The sequence below is a fragment of the Streptomyces sp. NBC_01217 genome (assembly GCF_035994185.1).
Classification (GTDB): Bacteria; Actinomycetota; Actinomycetes; order Streptomycetales; family Streptomycetaceae; genus Streptomyces.
Map to the genome: position 1 here is coordinate 237,046 of NZ_CP108538.1, position 18,006 is coordinate 255,051.

Consider the following 18,006-nt stretch of genomic DNA (forward strand, 5'->3'; position numbering starts at 1 on the left):
TCATCCGCGAACGATCCCGCAGCCACGCTGACAACAAGCCGATGACCTCAGTGAGTCAATGCGCTCGTCACCACCCGGATGTCGGCGCAGTGTGCGGGCTCTACACGCAACACATGTGGCGGCGCAGCTACGGCTGATCACTCACCGGGCGGGCGAGCGCCGAGTCGGCTTTCCGACCACGTGCGCGACTCCTTGCCGGCCTCATACATCCGACGCCTGTTCCCGGTGCCTGCCCCTGACTCTGGCCCTGGTCAATCGCCCTTGGCCTCCATGGACTCCACGAAAAAAAGACGATGGCAACAACGACATCACCGGCCCGTGTACGGAGGGTGCACGCCAACACCAGCACCCACACAGATCATTCGGGACCGATGTCGCACCAGCAGATCGTGCGCGCCTTGACCGGGCTGATCCTCGGGCTGTTCGTGGCGATCCTGTCGTCCACGATCGTCTCCAATGCGCTGCCGAGGATCATCACCAGCCTGCACGGTGGGCAAAGTGCCTACACGTGGGTCGTCACCGCCGCTCTGCTCGCCACCACCGCCACCACCCCGCTGTGGGGCAAGCTCGCGGACCTGTTCAGCAAGAAGCTGCTGGTCCAGCTGGCTCTGGTGATCTACGTGGCGGGCTCACTGGTAGCGGGTCTGTCGCAGAACGCCGGGATGCTCATCGCCTGCCGTGTCGTCCAGGGCGTCGGTGTCGGCGGCCTGGTTGCATTGACCCAGGTCATCATGGCCGCGATGATCTCGCCGCGGGAGCGCGGCCGCTACAGCGGCTACCTGGGCGCGGCCTTCGCGGTCGGCACCGTCGGCGGCCCGCTGCTCGGCGGCGTCATCGTCGACACCGACTGGCTGGGCTGACGCTGGTGCTTCTACGTCGGCGCGCCCTTCGCGATCGCCGCGCTGATCGTGCTGCAGAAGACCCTGCACCTGCCGGTCGTCAAGCGCCAGGCCAAGGTCGACTGGGCGGGCGCCTTCTTCATCACCGCCGCCGTCAGCCTGCTGCTGGTCTGGGTCACCTTCGCCGGCGACAAATATCATTGGATCTCCTGGCAGACCTGCGCCATGGTCGCGGGCGCGCTGCTGCTCGTCCTGGTCGAATCGCGGGCGAGCGAGCCGATCATGCCGCTGCGGCTGTTTCGCAACAAGACCATCAGCCTGACCTCGGTCGCCTCGCTCCTCCTGGGTGTGTCGTTGTTCGGCGGCACGATCTTCCTCAGCCAGTACTTCCAGTTGGCCCGCGACAAGACGCCGACCATGGCGGGGATCTGCACCATACCGATGATCGCGGGCCTGTCCGCCTCCTCCACCGTCTCCGGCCTGATCATCACCCGCACCGGGCGCTGGAAGGCGTTCCTGGTCTCCGGCGCCGTCCTGCTCACCGGCGGCAATGCTCTCCTCGGCAGCCTGCGGTACGACACCCCGTTCTGGCAGACCGCGATGTACATGGCGCTGTTGGGCCTGGGCGTCGGCATGATTATGCAGAACCTGGTCCTCGCCGTGCAGAACCAGGTGCAGGCCGCCGACCTGGGCGCGCCAGCTCCGTCGTCACCTTCTTCCGCACCCTCGGTGGCGCGATCGGCGTCTCCGTGCTGGGCGCCCTCCTGTCCAACCGGGTCACCGACTACACCAAGGACGGCCTGGACTCGCTGGGCATGACGTCCGCCGGCTCCTCCGACGGCGGCATCCCGGACCTCGGGTCGCTCCCGGCGCCGGTCCGCACCGTCGTCGAGTCCGCGTTCGGGCACGGCGCCGGTGACGTCTTTCTGGTGGCGGCCCCCTTGTCGTTCCTGGCGCTGCTGCTGGTGGTCTTCATCAAGGAAGTGCCACTGAGGACCGCCAGCGGGATGCAGCAGGCGATGGGGCCCCCGAGCCCAGGGAACGGGTGGCCGCACAGGCGGTACCCCGGCTCGCCGCGCCCGAACAAGCGGCGCTGGCCGGTCCCGGCGTCATCCATGGCCAGGTCCGCGACTCCGACGGTTGCGGTGTGGAGCGGGTCACGCTCACGTTGATCTCACTCACCGGAGAGCAGCTCGGCCGAGCCGCCACCGGCGCCGACGGCGGTTACACGCTCACCGCGCCCGGCGCCGGCTCGTACGTCCTGATCGCGGCGGCCGACGACCACCAGCCGCAGGCCTCCACAGTCGTGGCGGGCACGAATCCGGTCCCCTACGACGTGGTCCTGGCCGGCACCGGCGGCCTCACCGGCACTGTCACCTCCGAGGCGGACGGGGTCCCGGTCCCCGGCGCCATGGTCGTCATCACCGACATCCGCGGCGAAGTGCTGGCCACCGGCGGCACCGGGCAGAACGGCGGCTTCGGCTTCGCCGAGCTCCCGGCCGGCGACTTCACCCTCGCGGTCAACGCCACCGGCTTCCGCCCGGCCGCCCTGCCCGTCGAGGTCGCCGGCACCGGCCCGACCCGCGTCGACGTCGCACTGCGGCTCGGCGGCCGCGTCCAGGGCACCGTCCTCGGCGGCGCGACCCGGCTGCCGCTGCCCGAGGCGCGCGTCACCCTCGTGGACGGCGCCGGCAACGTCGTGGCCACCGCCACGACCGGCGGCGACGGTGCGTACGCCTTCGGCGACCTGGACGCGGGCGAGTACGCGTTGATAGCCAGCGGCTTCCCGCCGGTCGCGACCACGATCACCGTCGGCAACGGAAGCGACGAGAACGTCGACGTGGAACTCGGCCACTCCCAGGGGTGAGCCGGCACGCCGGACGGCCGGGTCGTGCGCATGCGGAGACGCACGGCCCGGCGGCACAGGGAAGCCAGGGCCGAAGGAGCAGGGCTAGATCAAGCTCCTTGGGTATCACGGTTGTTGGTGATGCCCAGGATGGGGAGTGCCCGTTCGGGTTCGTCGCGGATGGCCCGGGTGGTCTTGGCGGTGTTGTCGGTCCGAGGGTTTTCAGTAGGCCGATGGAGAGGTTGCGGAAGGCCGCCGTGGCCCGGGGTGCGGTCCCGGTGTGAACGGTGGAGGCGTCCTCGGCGAAGGTGGCGTCCCTGATGTGGTGCGAGGAATTCTCCACTCCCCAGCGCCCGCGGATCGCGGCAGGCAGGTCTGCCGGCCCGGTCGGTGGGCGTCGAGGCTAACCGGGCTTTCGGTCAGCGCCTGGGCCTGGTGTGGCGCAGGACGATCGCCACCGAGGCGATGGCCCCGGCGGAGAGGACCAAGGCAAACCAGATCATGGTCGGTGCGAGCGCGGCGTGCCGGATGACGATGCTGAACGCGATCGAGGGCAGGCCCATGCCGGCGTAGGCGACGACGAAGAAGGCGGCGAGCACCCCCGCACGCGAGGCGGGATGGGCCGCTATGGCGCTCTGGGTGACAGCGCCTTTGAACAGCACGCCGGCGCCTGCGCCGGAGAGGGCGACAGCGAGGAGGAAGAACCAGAGCGCCGGGTGGTACAGCGCGATGGCGGTGAGGGCCAGGCCGATGGGGAAGACCGCGGTGCCGACCAGGATCTGGGGACGTTGGTCCAGCTTTCCGAGCGCGAGCTGTGCCGCCGCGGAGGCCGCGAAAGCGGTGAACGGGGCGAGTCCGACGACGAAGGTGGACGTGATGCCGAGCTCGCCGCGCACCATGATCGCGCCGAGGGAGGAGAACAGGCCCATCAGGGCGAAGGCGAAGAAGCCGGTGCTCGCCGCAGCAGCGAACACGGGGTGCAGGCCAGGGCGCAGGGCGAAGCGGTCGGGCCAGTCCTCGGCCCTGAGTTCGCGATCGACGGTCTCGGGGGTGGCGAGCACCAGCAGCAGCAGCACTGCCATGGCGGCGGTGAAGACTACATAGCTGGTGACCAGCGGAGCGGGAACCCATTCAGCGAGCGCTCCGGAAACGATGGGGCCGAGCGCCAGGCCGCCGAGGTTGGCCACGGAGGCGACCAGCGCCGGTACCTGCGATCCACCGCGATCAGGGTATGCCTCCTGGTACAGGTCGGTGAGGTAGGCCGTGGCCGTCGAGGCCATGAGCCCCACCGCCACGCCGGTGATCAGGCGTCCGACGATCAGTCCCGGCAGGTCCGGCCATATGGCGAGGACTACGGCCGAGACAATGCCGACAGCCAGGGCAGGGACGATGATGCGGCGCCGACCGAGCCGGTCGGAGAGATGACCGAGCAGGCGGAAGCTGACCGCCGCGCCGATGACCATGGCCGCGAAGGCGATGGTGACCTCGGTCGGACCGAAGTGGTCACGCGCCTGGTACAGCGGCCACAGCGGGGTGGGCGCGGTACCGAAAGCCATCAAGGACAAGAACGCCACCGCGACGGACCAGAACCCGAAAGCATGTCGGTTCCGGAGCGAACGCGGGGTCGCGGTTGTGAGTGTTGTCGTGGTCATCGCCGTCCCTCAGTGGAGCACGTTCGAGTAGTCGGCGGCCTTTGATGCCGCCCGCCCAGGGATCAGAACATGCGCCGTGCCGTTCCGGCATCAGCCTTCAGCGGCATGATGGAGATAGTTTTCATCTCTGACAGAGATAATGAAGGGATGGAGTTCCGCAACCTTCGCCACTTTGTGGCGCTCGCCGAGGAGCGCAGTTTCACCCGCGCCGCCGCCCGTGAGCTGATCGTCCAGTCCGGCTTGTCGTCATCGGTCCGCACTTTGGAGAAGGACGTCGGCGCCCTGCTGTTCGTGCGCGGTACCCGCCCGGTCCGACTCACCTCTGAGGGCGAGGCGCTTGTTCCTGCGGCACGGAAGGCCCTCGAAGCGGTCGAGGCGGCCCGGCAGGCTGTCCGAGACGTGCGAGGCGTCCTCTCGGGACGGCTTCGCATCGGCACCCTGCAAACCATCGGCCACACCCTGCCGTTCACCGCCTGGCTCGCGGAGTTCGCGCACGCCCACCCCGGCGTCGACATCTTCGTCCGGCAGGCGCCGGCGCTGCAGATGCTGGAGATGGTCGCCGGCGGGGAACTGGACTGCGCGCTCGTCCCGGCGCTGCCCGTGTACAGCGAGGGTCTGGACGTCGTTCCGCTCGTCACGGAACCCGTCGTACTGGCATGCGCGGCGGATCATCCGCTCGCCGGCGAGGAGCAGGTGACGCTCGACGGGCTCACAGAGGAGCGTTTCGTGGATGTGCCGCGCCACTGGGCGGTCCGCGCGCAGGTCGACGAGGCCTTCCGCGGCGCCGGTCTGACCCGCCGCATCGTGTGTGAGGTCGAGGAGTGGCCCCTGATGCTCGATCTGGTGGCCGCCGGCGTCGGCATCGCGATCATTCCGGCAGGGCTGGATTTCACCCGCCACGGGAAGTCCGGCGCCCCGCTGCGGCTCATCCCGCTCGCCGGCACCGACTTGAACCGCCGTGTCGACCTCGTCATCCCCAAGGGACACGCGGCGACCCCGGCCGCCCGCCGCTTCCTCGAGCAGGTCGGCAGGAGCCACTGAGCTCTTTCGCCATGGTGTCGGCGAACGGTGACGGAGTCGAGGTGGTGGCTGGTCGAGGACGTCGCCGGTGCCGAGCCGGCAGCCAGTCCCATGGGGAAGGCCGGCGGCCATCGCTGCGACGTCCGCCGCCGTCCCCTTGTGCCCGAACCAGCTCACGACGCGCCGGTGCCGTCCGGCGATCACGTCCATGGACGGCTGGTTCCGATCCGCACCCCCCGACGACCGCTGCAGTCACGACCTCGGCACAGGATGGAGCGCGGCGTCGGCACCGGCAAGCGGAGGACACGGCCGCGTGACGGGCGGTTAAGCTGTCGCAATGACGGCTGATGTCCCCCTGGACGTAGAAGAAGAGCGCTTCTGGCGTGCCCTGCAACGAGTGATTACCGCGTTGCCGAACGCTCTGGACAAAGACCTTCTGAAGTCGACCGGGCTGACGCTGTCCGAGTACACGGTCCTGATGTTCCTGTCCGAGGCAGAGAACCGTGAACTGCGTGTGATCGATCTCGCCGAACTCACCCGCCTCTCGGCCAGCCGCATCTCCAGGGTGGTCGACGCCCTGAAAGTCCGTGGCTGGGTGACGAAACGGCGGCACGAGGTGGACGCCCGAGGAAGCGTGGCAAGCCTGACGCCCGAGGGAATGGAGCGTCTGGAAGGCGCCTATCCGTCGCTCCTGACCAGTTCGCGCAGACGCGTCATGGACCACGTGAACCACGACTTTCTCTCGGGCATGGCCGTCCAGTTCGAGCGTGTCGCCGACCATCTCGGCTAGCGCGTGTGGTGCGCCGGACATCCGTTCTCGTGCCCGTTCTCCTTCCGGCAACCGGAACAGCGTCCGTCTCGGGTTGATCCGTTCCGGCAGCCACCGTGCGGTCACCGGGACACACCTCATCTGATCACCCGGTGGCCGTTCCGGATCTCACGAGCTCACGCGGACGTGCTATCGGTGGTGGCCGACCGGCGCGGCACGACCATTTTGGATGTGTCGAGCAGGGCGAGCCCGGCCGACCCTAGCAGGGGCAGGACGGTCAGCTGCCACAGACCGGCGCCGCCCCAGCCGAGCGCCTCGACCAGCCGCGCGAAGAGCAGCCCAGAGAAGGCCGCCGGCACATAGTAAGTCAGCATGAACAGCCCCGAGCCCCGGCCGACCAGTTCGGGTCGCACCGCACGCTGCATCGCGGTGGCGCAGTTGGTGAAGAGGATGCCGCTGGCGAAGGCGCCCATGAGGAAGGCCAGGGCGTACTGGGCCGGGGCGGACGTGGCGTACTGGTAGATGAGCAGCGCGGTGCCGGAGGTGGTCACGAAGCCGACGGCCAGCAGGGAACGTTGGTTGACGTGGTCGCCGAGCCAGCCGGCCGGCAGCGCCATCGTGGCGCCGAAGCCGTAGCAGGAAATGGCAAGCGCCGCCTGCCCGGCGCCGAGTCCGAGGTGCTCGCGCAGGAACGTCGGATAGAGGCCGAGGAAGCCGTAGTTCACCAGCCCGGTCACCGCGCAGACGACACCCATGCCGAGCGTGTTGCGGTTGTACGGGCTTGCCGGCACGTGGCCGTAGCGGTCGCCCGACGTGCCGCCGCCGCTGCCGGTGACCGCCTCGGTCATGGTGCGGCTGACGGTGGCGAGGACGAGCAGGGCAATCCCCAGCCCGACGGCCGCGAACACGTAGAACGGGCCACGCCAGCCGCCCCAGGTGCCGGCGAGGCCGTTGCCGACCAGTGGGCCGAGGAAGACGCCCGCGCCGAAGGCGACGCCGACGACTCCGGCGGCGACCGCCCGGCGGTGGAAGAAGAAGGCGCCGACGATGGCGTACAGGGCGGTGGCCTGCATACCCTCACCCACGCCGGAGACCAGCCGGTAGACACCCATGTCGGCGAACCCACCGGCGAGCGGGATGGCCAGGGTGCCCAGGGAGTAGACGGCGACGCTCAGCACCAGGACGCTTTTGCGGCCGAGCCGGTCCATCAGGTAACTCGTAGGAAGCCCGACCAGGGCCATACCGAGCGTGAAACCGGTGGCGAGCAGCCCTGCCTGGTCGAGGGAGAACCCGAACTCCGCGCGGATCTCCGGGAGCAGGGGGTAGAAGACCTGCCGATCCATGGCGTTGACCATGTACGACACGCACAGCACCGCGAACCCGACGACGACCCCGGCGCGCGTGAGCGGCCTGGAGGAGGGCCCGGAGGAAACGGCCTGTGCAAGGGGTTTATCTGTCATGTGAGGGTTCCTTGGGGGACGACGACAGAAGGTGCCCAATGGACGGACGCATGTCCGTCTAGCGAACACGTAAGCGCTGGGCGCAACGATGGGCACCGCATGAGGGCCTGTCAAGACATCCCGCACACCCCTCCGGTGACAGACAACCGGGGGCGACGCCCACGCACAGGGGTTCGGCGAACGTGACACAACCTGCCCGGAAGGCGTCGTGCGGGTGGTATAGCGGCAGCATTGGCGCATCGTCCGGCACCCGCGGCACGGGAGAACCATGCCGGAGCAGGATGGAGTCCATGGCCTCCGGAAGGCCGTGCAGTCGGTCCCTACACCCCGATCGCGGAGGCCCGCCCCATCCGCGGACAATCGTCCGCTTCTATTTGCGCGCGCATAGACATATGTTACGGTCACGCTAACTGCCCCGGGGATCGCACCACCGTGATGCCATCTTCCGAGCGGTATCAGCGGCAGCGGGCGAACCGCGTTCCGGCGCGGCTCAGTACACCGCGGTCCTGTCCTTGCCCCAGCGATCGATCATGATGGGAATTCCGCCTCGCGACCTCGCTCGGCGACCTTCCCGTGGCCCCGGAGAACGAAGCACACCGTCGATGAACGGAGAGGACAATGGGAAGTCACAGCAGTGAGGTGCGGGACGGCATGCGCATCGACTGGGATGTCCCGATCCCGATGGACGACGGGGTGGTGCTCCGGGCGGACGTCTTCCGTCCCGTGGCGGAGGGGCGTCATCCCGTGATCATGACCCATGGGCCGTACGCCAAGGGACTGGCCTTCCAGGAGGGCTACCCGGGCATGTGGGGGCCGCTGTCGGCCAAGTACCCGGACGTGACCGCCGGTTCGTCCAACCGGTACCAGAACTGGGAGACCGTCGACCCCGAGAAGTGGGTGCCGGAGGGGTACGTGTGCGTCCGCGTGGACTCGCGGGGTGCCGGGCGCTCACCGGGTCTGCTCGACATCTTCTCCCCGCGTGAGACCCGGGACTACTACGAGTGCGTCGAGTGGGCGGGCACCCAGCCGTGGAGCAACGGCAAGGTGGGTCTGCTGGGGATCTCGTACTACGCGATGAACCAGTGGCAGGTCGCCGCTCTGCGGCCACCGCACCTGGCGGCCATCTGCCCGTGGGAGGGCGCCAGCGACCTCTACCGCGAATTCGCGCGGCACGGCGGGATCCTGAACACGTTCACCTCGGTGTGGTTCCCGGTGCAGGTGGCGGCGGTGCAGCACGGTGTCGGCGAGCGGGGCGTCCGCAACCCCAACACCGGGGCACTCGTCGCGGGGCCCGCCACCCTCTCCGACGAAGAACTGGCCGGGCGCCGTGCCGACGCTGCCGCTGAACTGCTCTCCCGCCCTGTCGAGGACGGCTGGTACCGGGAGCGCTCACCGGAGCTCGAGAAAATCGACCTTCCCGTGCTCTCTGCCGTGAACTGGGCCCACCACCTCCACACCCGGGGCGGGTTCGAGGGTTACGCCCGCGTCGGATCGGCCGACAAGTGGCTGGAGGTGCACGGCAACGAGCACTTCGCGGAGTTCTACACCGACTACGGCGTGGGCCTGCAGAAGCGCTTCTTCGGGCACTTCCTCAAGGAGGAGGACACCGGCTGGAACCGGCAGCCGCCGGTCCAGCTCAACGTGCGCCACGTCGACGGGACGTTCGAGCAACGCGCGGAGCAGGAGTGGCCGCTCGCCCGTACCCAATGGACCGAGCTGGACCTCGATGCGGGGACCAGGGCAATGAGCGAGAAGGCGCACACTGTTGAGGAGCGTGCGGACTTCGCCGCCACCGGCGAGGGACTGACCTTCACCACCGAGCCGTTCGCGGAGGACACCGAGATCACGGGGCCGGCCGCCGCCCGCATCTACATCGCGTCCACCACCACCGACGCGGATCTGTTCCTGACCCTGCGGGTCCTGGACCCGGACGGCAAGGACGTGACCTTCGTCAGCGGCCTGGATCCGGCCGGGGTGGTCGCCATGGGCTGGCTGCGGGCCTCCCACCGTGCCACCGACCTCGGGCGTAGTCTTCCCTACCGTCCGTGGCACACCCACGACCGCGTCCAGCCGCTCACGCCGGGGGCCGTGGTCGCGCTGGACATCGAGATCTGGCCCACCTCCGTCGTGGTGCCGGCCGGCTACCGGCTCGCCCTGACCGTCACCGGCCGTGATTTCGAGCTGCCGGGCACCGGCCCCTGGCCCCAGGTGTACGGCGTGCCGATGAAGGGGCATGGCATCTTCCTGCACAACGACCCCGACGACCGTCCGGACGAGGTCTTCGGTGGCACGACCACGCTGTTCACCGGACCCGCCCACCCCTCCCACCTGCTTGTTCCCTTCGTGCCCAGGAGCGCGCACCCGGCGTCGTGACCGCGACGCCCTACCACGAATCATCCGCAGGGCGTGACCATGGCGAGCTGCGGCGCCGGCGAGGGGACCCGGATACCGCCTCGCCCCGAGCGGTCAGCTCACAGGACTTGCTCGGCCCAAATTGTCTTGCCCAGTGAGGCGTAGCGGGTTCCCCAGCGATGGCAGCATTGGGCGACGAGGAAGAGCCCGCGTCCTCCTTCGTCGGTGGTGGCTGCTCGGCGGATGTGCGGCGAGCTGTTTGCCGCGTCGCTGACCTCGCAGATCAGTGTGCGATCGAGAATCAACCGGAGTTGTATCGGATCACGGCCGTGGCGGATGGCATTGGTGACGAGCTCACTGACGATGAGCTCGGAGGCGAAGGCCAGGTGCTCCAGCCCCCACTGCTGAAGTTTCTGCAGTACGAGTGAGCGCATGTCGCCAACGGCCTCGGGTACCGGCGGCACCGTCCATGTGGCCACCTTCTCGGGGTCGAGTGTGCGAGTCCGGGCGAGGAGCACTGCCAAGCCGTCTTCCGTCGTGAGGTCGGAAGCGACCAGATCGGTGATGGCTCTGCACGTGTCGTCGAGTGGCCGGCTACGGCTGGCGATGACCGTGCCGAGCCGGGACGCGCCCTCGTCGGCCGTGTCGGCGGGGTACGGGAGGCGCTTACTGCAGAGCACCAGGGTGCTGCCCTCGTCGAGTTCCACCTCCAATGGCTCGAACACCGGCTCTCCCAGACCGAGCGGAGCGTTGATCGGCAGCTCGGGAAACACCGCCTCCCCATCCCGGCCGACGATGGCGGGCGGAGGATGACCGGCGCTCGCCATCACGCAGTGTCGTGAGATGGGGTCGTAGACGGCGTACAGGCAGGTCGAGCCCTTCAACGCCTCCACCACGGCTGCGGATCCGGTGGCGTGTTCGCGCTCGAGGAGCCGCGGCACCATGTCGTCGATCTGGCCCAGCAACTCGTCCGGAGTGAGTTCCACCTGCGCCAGCGTGCGGATCGCGGAGCAGATGTGCCCCATGCACGCGGCCGCCTGGAACCCCTTGCCCGGCACCGAGCCCACGACCAGGGCCACCCGCGCACCCGACAGGGGAATCACATCGAACCAGTCGCCACCGGCTCCCGCGTGCACGCGCGACGGGCGGTAGTGGTGCGCCACCTCGACCGCGCTCTGGTCCGCGACGCTGCGCGGCAACATGCTCGCGTGAAGGGTGAGGACGGCGGTGTGCTCGTTCGTGTAACGGCGGGCATTGTCCACGCAGACGGCGGCGCGCGCGACGACGTCCCGGGCGAGAACGAGGTCATCGGGCTCGAAGGGCTTGGTGTGACGCCGGTACAGATGTACGAAGCCCAGAGTCGCACCCCTGGCGCGCAGTGGCACGAGAATCAAGGAGGCGATGCCGTACTTGAGCATGGACCGGATCCGCTGGTCAGCAAAGTTCCGCATCCAAGGAGCATGTGGGTCGACAACCGGGATCAGCCTCGGTTGCCCGTCCATGAGGCTTTGCACGTGAGGTGAGTCGAGGGGAAAGTCGTGCAGCTGCCCAGGCCGGATAATTCCCTCGAAGACCGCCGGGTTGACGGCCCTGCGGGCAACGAGACGCACCACGACCGGGCCCTCGCCCATCGGCTCCGGCTCCGCCCCCGCCATGACGCTGTCCAAGAGGTCAATCGCCGCGACGTCGGCAAATCGCGGAACGAGCATGTCCACGAGTTCCTCCGCTGTACGCGGCACGTCAAGCGTCGTGCCGATACGAACGGCGGCCTCGCCGATGAGCGACAGACGCTCACGAGCCTGGTACTGGTCGGTGATGTCGATGATCAGGTCGGTCACACCGAGAACGCCGTCATCGGGTCCCGTCAGGACAACGGAGGAGACATTCCACACATGGTCTCGCTCTGGATCTGCGGGGGTGCGCCCGCGATGAATGGCGTTGACGACCGGCCGCCCGGTTTCGAGGGCCTTCGTGAGCCTGGACTCGATCGCCGCGGCATCGAGCCCCGGAAGAACATCGCGGATGGAACGGCCGAGCGTCCGCTCCTCGGGAAGGCCGTGGATGCGTTCCAGAGCGGCGTTGACCCGCACAAAGCGCAGGTCCCTGTCGTAGACGGCGATGCCAACCGGCGCTTGCGCGAAGAGGGCCTCCAAGATCGCCTGATCCTCCGCAACGGGCGGGTCAAGCGCGGGCACCGCGATGACGAGAGTGCCCCCGGTCCCGGGTTTCCCGGGCTTGAGCAACCGTGACGTGAGCAGGACGACATCGGCGGGGCGTCCGTCCCGGCCAGTGAGCACGGCACGGGGGGCCGAGGCGGACGTCAGCGCCGGTCCAGAGGCGTTCCCCAAGGGTGGTTCGGCGAATGCTTCCGGCCACAGCACGGTTGCCGACTGCCCGACGGCGTCGCACGAGCTGTAACCGAAGAGCGCCTCGGCTCCGGCGCTCCATGCCGAGACAAGACCATGGTCGTCGAGAACGAAGCCGGCGATCTTCTCATCGCCAGGCGCAAGACGGTTCGCCGGAGAGTTACCCATCCCTCAGTCCTGTCACGCATTGTGGCACTAGGGGGCTCAGTGTCACTGCAGGTCGCTGTCGCTGGTTCTGCGGCCGACACCACCGACTGGTGCTCTCATCTTCAGCCTAATCAGACCTCTTGCGTTGCGCCCGGCACCGCCCCCGGCAGGCCCGGCACCGCCCTAGCTGTCGGTCCAGGCAGCAGCCGCAAGTTCCGGGCCCGGAGCCGCGTCGCCCTTTCGGTGGCCAAGAGGCGGTGCTCCCGTCCGGCGGTTGACCGGCCGCGTGTGCCGGTGCCGCCGACCGCAGTGTGGGAGGGACCCCCTGCACGGCCGGCGGGATGGTGAGGTTGCCCAGGGAGACCCGCTGTTCGGGTCGTAGGTCATGACTCGGCACGCCGCCGAGAACGGCGCACGGGAACCTGTTGACCAGGGCGGTCCTGGTCGCGGCACTCATCCCAGCGCCCGAGGTCCGCGGCGCTGCCGGCGCAACAACGGTGATGAGCGCCTACGGCTCGGGGAGTAGGCCATATGTCTCATGGCGTGGGTGGGCACTCCGGCTTAATGTTTAATTGCTTGCGCACGCAGCTCGAGGTGGCAGCCTCCCAGGGCAGTCGCCGTGTCGTGTACGCGCGACATGCCGGGAGGACCGTCGGCCGACTTGGCTTCTCCCTCCCCCACGCGCCGGAGCCCCCGGGCTCAGGCGTTCAGCACCGAAATGGAACCACCATGCCCCACACACCCAACGTCGCAGTCATCTACTACTCCTCCACCGGCACCATTCACCAGCTGGCGGAGACCATCGCCACCGGTGCGTCCGAGGCAGGAGCCAACGTACGTCTGCTGCGCGTCGCCGAGCTCGCGCCCAAGGAAGTGATCGCGGGCGTCCAGCCGTGGGCCGACCACGCCGCCGCGACCGAGCACATCCCGGTCGCCACGCCGGACGACATCACCTGGGCCGACGCCGTCATATTCGGCACACCCACCCGCTTCGGCAACGTCGCCAGCCAGCTCAAGCAGTTCCTGGACACCCTCGGCGGCCTGTGGGCCCAGGGCCTGCTCGCCGACAAGGTGTACAGCGCCTTCACCTCCACAGCGCAGCTGCGCGGCGGCCAGGAGTCCACCCTGCTGGCGCTCTACAACTCCATCTACCACTTCGGCGGGTTCATCGTGCCCCCCGGCTTCACCGACCCCGTGAAGTTCGTCGACGGCAACCCCTACGGCACCTCGCACGTGACCGGTGCCGACGCGCAGTTCCCCGTCGACAGCACGGCCCGCGCCGCCGCCACCTTCCAGGGCCGGCGCATCGCCGACGTCACCCGGATCATGAAGGCCGGCCGCGCGGCGTGAAGGTCCCCCGGGCGTGGATGCCCGGACAACACGAGCCCCGGGCACCTCTGAACGAGGCACGAAACCAAATCAGTTCACAACACATGGAGTTTTGACATGTCAGTTCCGCAGACACACACGGGCCGCGTTGCCGTCGTCACCGGCGCCGCACGCGGTATCGGCCAGGCCATCGCCGTCGACCTCGGGGCGCGCGGCGCGACCGTTGTCGCCGTCGACCTCACCAGCCCTGACGAAACCGTCGCCCTGCTCGCCGACAAGGGCCACACCGCACTCGGTCTCACAGCGGACGTGTCCAGCCCGGAGCAGACCGCGGCCGTGGGACAGGAAGTCGCCGACCGCTTCGGCCGGGCCGACATCCTGGTCAACAACGCCGGCATCTTCCCCTTCCGCGACATCGAGGACCTGGACTACGACACCTGGAAGCGCGTGCTCGCGGTCAACCTCGACTCGCAGTTCCTCATGGTCAAGGCCGTACTGGCGACCATGAAGAAGGGCGGCTGGGGCCGCATCGTCAACCTGACCTCCAACTCCATCGTCACCAACATCCCCGGCCTCTCGCACTACATGGCGAGCAAGATGGGCAACATCGGCTTCAGCCGCGGCCTGGCCAACGACCTCGCGCCCTTCGGCATCACCGTCAACGCCGTCGGCCCGACCCTGACCATCACCCCCGGCAGCCAGCAGGTCCACCCCCAGGAAGCTCGCGACGCCGCCGCCCAGGCCCAGGCCATCAAGCGCAACGGCCTTCCCGAAGACCTCACCGGCACCATCGCCTTCCTCACCAGCGACGACGCCGCCTTCGTGACCGGCCAGACGATCATGGCCGACGGCGGCTACGCCCGCTGACCCATCCACCGGCCCTCCGTCAGCCCCTCTGGGGCCGACGGAGGCTGCGCGAAAACGTCTCACCCCGGGCCAGGCCGTCCGGCGGCGTCGCCGGACGACCTGGCCCCGGCACCCATCAGAAGAGAAAAGGAGTCGCAGATCATGCGCAACGTCAAGCGCGCCGTACTGGTAAAGCCCGGTTCTCCCCTGGAGATCTGGGAGCGCCCCACCCCGTCCGCATCCAGCCGTGACGTCATCGTCTCGGTCGAGATGTCCGGCGTCTGCGGCACGGACCACCACCTCCAGTCCGGCGACATCACGCTGCCCAACCCGATGGTCCTCGGGCACGAGGCCATCGGCCGTATCGAGGAACTCGGCTCCGAGGTCACCACCGACTACGCCGGAGAGCCCGTCGCGGTGGGAGACCTCGTCTACTGGCAGCCGGCGCTGCCGTGCTACCGCTGCTACTACTGCACCGTCCTGGAAGACGTGTCCATGTGCCCCAACCTGGTCACGTACCAGCTGCACCAGCACGGGGACAAGCCGCCGGTGGGGACCTACACGGAGTACGCCTGGCTGCCGGACGGCATGACATTCTTCAAGATCCCGCAGGACGTCCCGGCCGAGGCCCTCATCGCCTTCGGTTGCGCCATGCCCACCGCGCTGCACGCCCTCGACCGGCTGGGCGGCATCCAGTACGGGCAGAACGTCATCGTGCAGGGCTCCGGCCCCGTCGGCCTCGCAGCCACACTCCTGGCGCACCTCGCCGGCGCGGGGAGCGTCACGGTCCTCGGCGCACCCGCCAACCGGCTCGAGATGGCCGAGAAGCTCGGGGCCACCACCGTCATCGACGTGACGAAGACCACCGAGCAGGAACGGGCCGCCGCGGTCATGGAGATCACGGACGGCCGCGGCGCGGACGTCATCATCGAGGCCGCCGGCAGGGTCCCCGCGTTCACCGAAGGTCTCCCGCTCGTCGCCACCAACGGTACATACGTCATCCTCGGCCTCTGGTCCGCGCCGGGCACCTCGCCGGTCGAGCCGCGCTACCTCAACAACCGCAACATCAGCGTCATCGGCTCGGCCTACACGACGCCGCGGCACATGTACAACACGATCCAGATCACCCGGATGTGCCACCAGCGGTTCCCGCTCGCCGAAATGGTCACCCACCGCTTCTCCCTCGAGCAGGCGCAGGACGCCATCGACGCCGTCGGACGCGGCGAGCCGCTCAAGGCCGTGATCGTGCCGTAGTAGCCCGCTCAACGCCGTTGCATCAGAGATCTTCGGCCATGGGCAGTAACGGGACTCCTGGTGGATCAACTTGTGTCGAGCAGGGTGGCCGTCGATTTCGGGAGTCCCGTTGTCGTCATCACGCGCACGATCGAGGTGGCGGGGGCTGTACACACCAGGGCATCCGGGCGAGTTGCCGGAACGGACTTTCCCTTGGTGCACGCGGTACTGGAGGAGACCGGGACGCGGAAGCGGCGGCTCGCTCGACGGCCCACCGCTTGGGCTGGACCTGGAAGCCTCGCCGGCCCGGCTCCTTGCGGACGATCTCCACGGTGCGTTTCAAGGCGGCGGCCCAGTCCACGAGGCGGTCGGCGAAGCCCTGATCGCCCCAGATCTTCCGCACGGTGGCGTGGGCGAGTCCGGTCCGCAGCAGCAACCGTCGGGCGCCGTCGCGGTCCTGGACGCTGGCGGCCATGACATGCACGGTCAGCAGCAGGCCGAGTATGTCGGTGACGATGAACCGCTTGCGGCCCTTGACCTTCTTGCCCGCGTCGTAGCCGCGGGTGCCGGCCAGGACGGTGTCTGCGGTGCGTACTGACTGCGAGTCGATCAGCCCCGCGGTCGGCTCGGCGCTGCGGCCCTCGGCTTGGCGGACCTGGTCGCGCAGGGCGTCGTGGACGCGGGCGACAGCACCCTCGTCATGCAGAGACCCGCGTGACCAGGGCCTTGACCGTCACCGGCCTCGGCCTGGACTTCCCCCATGCCGCCCAGGCCGTGCGCATCCTGCGTCACCGCACCGACCTCAAGACCGGCAGGTGCAGCCGACAGACCATCTACGCGATCACGGACCTGACCTCTCAACAAGCCTCGCCCCAGAGGCTCGGTCGGCTTGCCCGGTCACAGTGGACCATCGAGTACCGGCTCCACTTCGTCCGCGACACCACATTCGGCGAGGACGCCTCCAAGATCCACACCGGCAACGGGCCCGAGAACATGGCCACCTTGCCCAATCTGGCGATCAACGCGCTCCGCGCCGCCGGATACCGCAACATCGCCGCCGGCCTGCGGCACGCCTCCTGTCTTGTCAAGCCGTCTGGCTAGGGAGGGACTTGTTTTCGTTCGTCGGCGATCATGACGCGCCACACGTGGTCGGCCAGGCGGCGTTTCAAGCACCGCTTCGCTTCCTTCGGCGTCTTGCCCTCGGAGAGTTTGCGCTGGTAGTAGGCGTGTCCGGGTGATTTCGGCATCCGTATCTGCACGACCGCGATGGTGTGGAGGACAGAGTTGAGCTGGCGGTCTCCGGAGCGGGAGAGCCGGTGGCGGGCCTTGTCCGCGCTGGCGATCTCCACCGGGGCGGCACCGGCGTAGTTCGCGAAAGCCGCCGAGGTGGGGAATCGGTGAGCCTGTCGGGTGCGGCCGATCAGCCGGGCGGCCATGACTGGCCCGATGCCCGGGGTGTCCATCAGTGCGCTGCCTGATGCCTCCACAAGGTTCTGCATTCGGGCAGCATTGTCCGTCAGCTGCTTGTCCAGTTTCCGGATCTCGGCGATCAGATCCCAGGCGATGTTCTTGCGGACGGTCTCGACGTCGCCGGCGGGACGGACGGACCGCAGCAGTTTGGCGGCCAAGTCCGCGGACAGTTGGGCCGGGGCGCCTCCGGGCAGCAGATCACGCAGCAGCGCGTGGATTTGGTTGACCGTGCGGACCCGGGCCTGGGCCAGGTTCACACGCCGTTCGTCCAGGAGAGCCAGCGCCGTGGTGTGGTCCTCGGGCTGGACATCCCGTCCGTCTCCCTGCAGATAGGCGACGGTGGCCGCGGCCGCGGCGTCGATCTGGTCGTTCTTGCGCCGCCCACCGCGGGAGAGTTCGCGCGCCCGACTGGTCGCCGCGGCAGGCACGTCGACGACGCTCTCTCCGCGGGCGATGAGCCACTGAGCGAGATGCCGGCCCAATCCGTTGGCGTTCTCCACCGCCCACTTCCGCTGCGGCCACCGCTTGGCCCAGGCCAGGAGCCGCCGGTAGTCCGTCAGGCTTGCCTCGATCCGCATCGTCCCGACCTGCTGGTTTGATTCCGGCTCGCCGGCGGTGGCAGTGTGGGTGGACTTGTGGGGGTTTCTCCGAACTAAGAAATGATCTTGCAGCGGAAG

The 18,006-nt window shown here is 68.6% G+C and carries 11 protein-coding genes and 2 pseudogenes; 8 read left to right on the forward strand and 5 right to left on the reverse strand.

Annotation, left to right across the window (positions count from 1 at the left end):
- Window positions 1-293: 293 nt before the first annotated feature.
- A pseudogene (locus OG507_RS00780) lies at window positions 294-2,706 on the forward strand (MFS transporter).
- Window positions 2,707-3,104: 398 nt separating this feature from the next.
- Here OG507_RS00780 and OG507_RS00785 read toward each other — a convergent pair.
- Complete coding sequence (locus OG507_RS00785; RefSeq protein ID WP_327365153.1) at window positions 3,105-4,337, reverse strand: MFS transporter; 1,233 nt, start codon at window positions 4,335-4,337, stop codon at window positions 3,105-3,107.
- A gap of 147 nt (window positions 4,338-4,484) precedes the next feature.
- Here OG507_RS00785 and OG507_RS00790 point away from each other — a divergent pair, with 147 nt between their 5' ends.
- Window positions 4,485-5,378 (forward strand): LysR family transcriptional regulator, encoded by an 894-nt coding sequence (locus tag OG507_RS00790; RefSeq protein ID WP_327365154.1) that lies wholly within the window; start codon window positions 4,485-4,487, stop codon window positions 5,376-5,378.
- A 316-nt stretch (window positions 5,379-5,694) separates the two neighbouring features.
- A complete protein-coding gene (locus OG507_RS00795) occupies window positions 5,695-6,147 on the forward strand; it encodes a MarR family winged helix-turn-helix transcriptional regulator (RefSeq protein ID WP_327365155.1) in 453 nt (150 codons plus the stop codon).
- Between the two features lie 155 nt (window positions 6,148-6,302).
- Here the strand turns inward: OG507_RS00795 and OG507_RS00800 are convergent, their stop codons facing one another.
- On the reverse strand, window positions 6,303-7,586 hold the full coding sequence (locus tag OG507_RS00800) for an MFS transporter (protein ID WP_327365156.1): 1,284 nt from the start codon (window positions 7,584-7,586) through the stop codon (window positions 6,303-6,305).
- 618 nt (window positions 7,587-8,204) lie between these two features.
- Between OG507_RS00800 and OG507_RS00805 the strand changes: the two genes are divergently transcribed.
- On the forward strand, window positions 8,205-9,959 hold the full coding sequence (locus tag OG507_RS00805) for a CocE/NonD family hydrolase (RefSeq protein WP_327365157.1): 1,755 nt from the start codon (window positions 8,205-8,207) through the stop codon (window positions 9,957-9,959).
- 98 nt (window positions 9,960-10,057) lie between these two features.
- Here the strand turns inward: OG507_RS00805 and OG507_RS00810 are convergent, their stop codons facing one another.
- On the reverse strand, window positions 10,058-12,133 hold the full coding sequence (locus OG507_RS00810) for a SpoIIE family protein phosphatase (protein ID WP_327365158.1): 2,076 nt from the start codon (window positions 12,131-12,133) through the stop codon (window positions 10,058-10,060).
- Between the two features lie 1,047 nt (window positions 12,134-13,180).
- Between OG507_RS00810 and wrbA the strand changes: the two genes are divergently transcribed.
- The 3 genes from wrbA to OG507_RS00825 all read left to right on the forward strand — a co-directional run bounded on the left by wrbA (window position 13,181) and on the right by OG507_RS00825 (window position 15,880).
- Complete coding sequence (gene wrbA / locus OG507_RS00815; RefSeq protein ID WP_327365061.1) at window positions 13,181-13,801, forward strand: NAD(P)H:quinone oxidoreductase; 621 nt, start codon at window positions 13,181-13,183, stop codon at window positions 13,799-13,801.
- A gap of 96 nt (window positions 13,802-13,897) precedes the next feature.
- Window positions 13,898-14,647 carry an SDR family NAD(P)-dependent oxidoreductase gene (locus tag OG507_RS00820; RefSeq protein ID WP_327365062.1) on the forward strand — a complete coding sequence of 250 codons (750 nt, stop codon included), beginning with the start codon at window positions 13,898-13,900 and terminating at the stop codon, window positions 14,645-14,647.
- 141 nt (window positions 14,648-14,788) lie between these two features.
- Window positions 14,789-15,880 carry a zinc-binding dehydrogenase gene (locus OG507_RS00825; RefSeq protein WP_327365159.1) on the forward strand — a complete coding sequence of 364 codons (1,092 nt, stop codon included), beginning with the start codon at window positions 14,789-14,791 and terminating at the stop codon, window positions 15,878-15,880.
- Between the two features lie 238 nt (window positions 15,881-16,118).
- On the opposite strand, the pseudogene OG507_RS00830 reads toward OG507_RS00825, so the two are convergent.
- Window positions 16,119-16,562 (reverse strand): annotated as a pseudogene (locus tag OG507_RS00830) (transposase); the annotation flags it as partial.
- 11 nt (window positions 16,563-16,573) lie between these two features.
- Here OG507_RS00830 and OG507_RS00835 point away from each other — a divergent pair.
- Window positions 16,574-16,960 carry a hypothetical protein gene (locus tag OG507_RS00835; RefSeq protein ID WP_327365160.1) on the forward strand — a complete coding sequence of 129 codons (387 nt, stop codon included), beginning with the start codon at window positions 16,574-16,576 and terminating at the stop codon, window positions 16,958-16,960.
- Here the strand turns inward: OG507_RS00835 and OG507_RS00840 are convergent.
- Window positions 16,957-18,000 (reverse strand): IS110 family transposase, encoded by a 1,044-nt coding sequence (locus OG507_RS00840; RefSeq protein ID WP_327371825.1) that lies wholly within the window; start codon window positions 17,998-18,000, stop codon window positions 16,957-16,959. The genes OG507_RS00835 and OG507_RS00840 overlap by 4 nt on opposite strands.
- Window positions 18,001-18,006 lie beyond the last annotated feature (6 nt).

Excerpts from the sequence above, each read along its gene's own strand:
- OG507_RS00805 (WP_327365157.1), top strand. The coding sequence starts at position 8,205 with ATGGGAAGTCACAGCAGTGAGGTGCGGGACGGCATGCGCATCGACTGG.
- OG507_RS00795 (WP_327365155.1), top strand. The coding sequence starts at position 5,695 with ATGACGGCTGATGTCCCCCTGGACGTAGAAGAAGAGCGCTTCTGGCGT.
- OG507_RS00800 (WP_327365156.1), bottom strand. The coding sequence starts at position 7,586 with ATGACAGATAAACCCCTTGCACAGGCCGTTTCCTCCGGGCCCTCCTCC.
- OG507_RS00825 (WP_327365159.1), top strand. The coding sequence starts at position 14,789 with ATGCGCAACGTCAAGCGCGCCGTACTGGTAAAGCCCGGTTCTCCCCTG.
- OG507_RS00785 (WP_327365153.1), bottom strand. The coding sequence starts at position 4,337 with ATGACCACGACAACACTCACAACCGCGACCCCGCGTTCGCTCCGGAAC.
- OG507_RS00820 (WP_327365062.1), top strand. The coding sequence starts at position 13,898 with ATGTCAGTTCCGCAGACACACACGGGCCGCGTTGCCGTCGTCACCGGC.
- wrbA (WP_327365061.1), top strand. The coding sequence starts at position 13,181 with ATGCCCCACACACCCAACGTCGCAGTCATCTACTACTCCTCCACCGGC.
- OG507_RS00790 (WP_327365154.1), top strand. The coding sequence starts at position 4,485 with ATGGAGTTCCGCAACCTTCGCCACTTTGTGGCGCTCGCCGAGGAGCGC.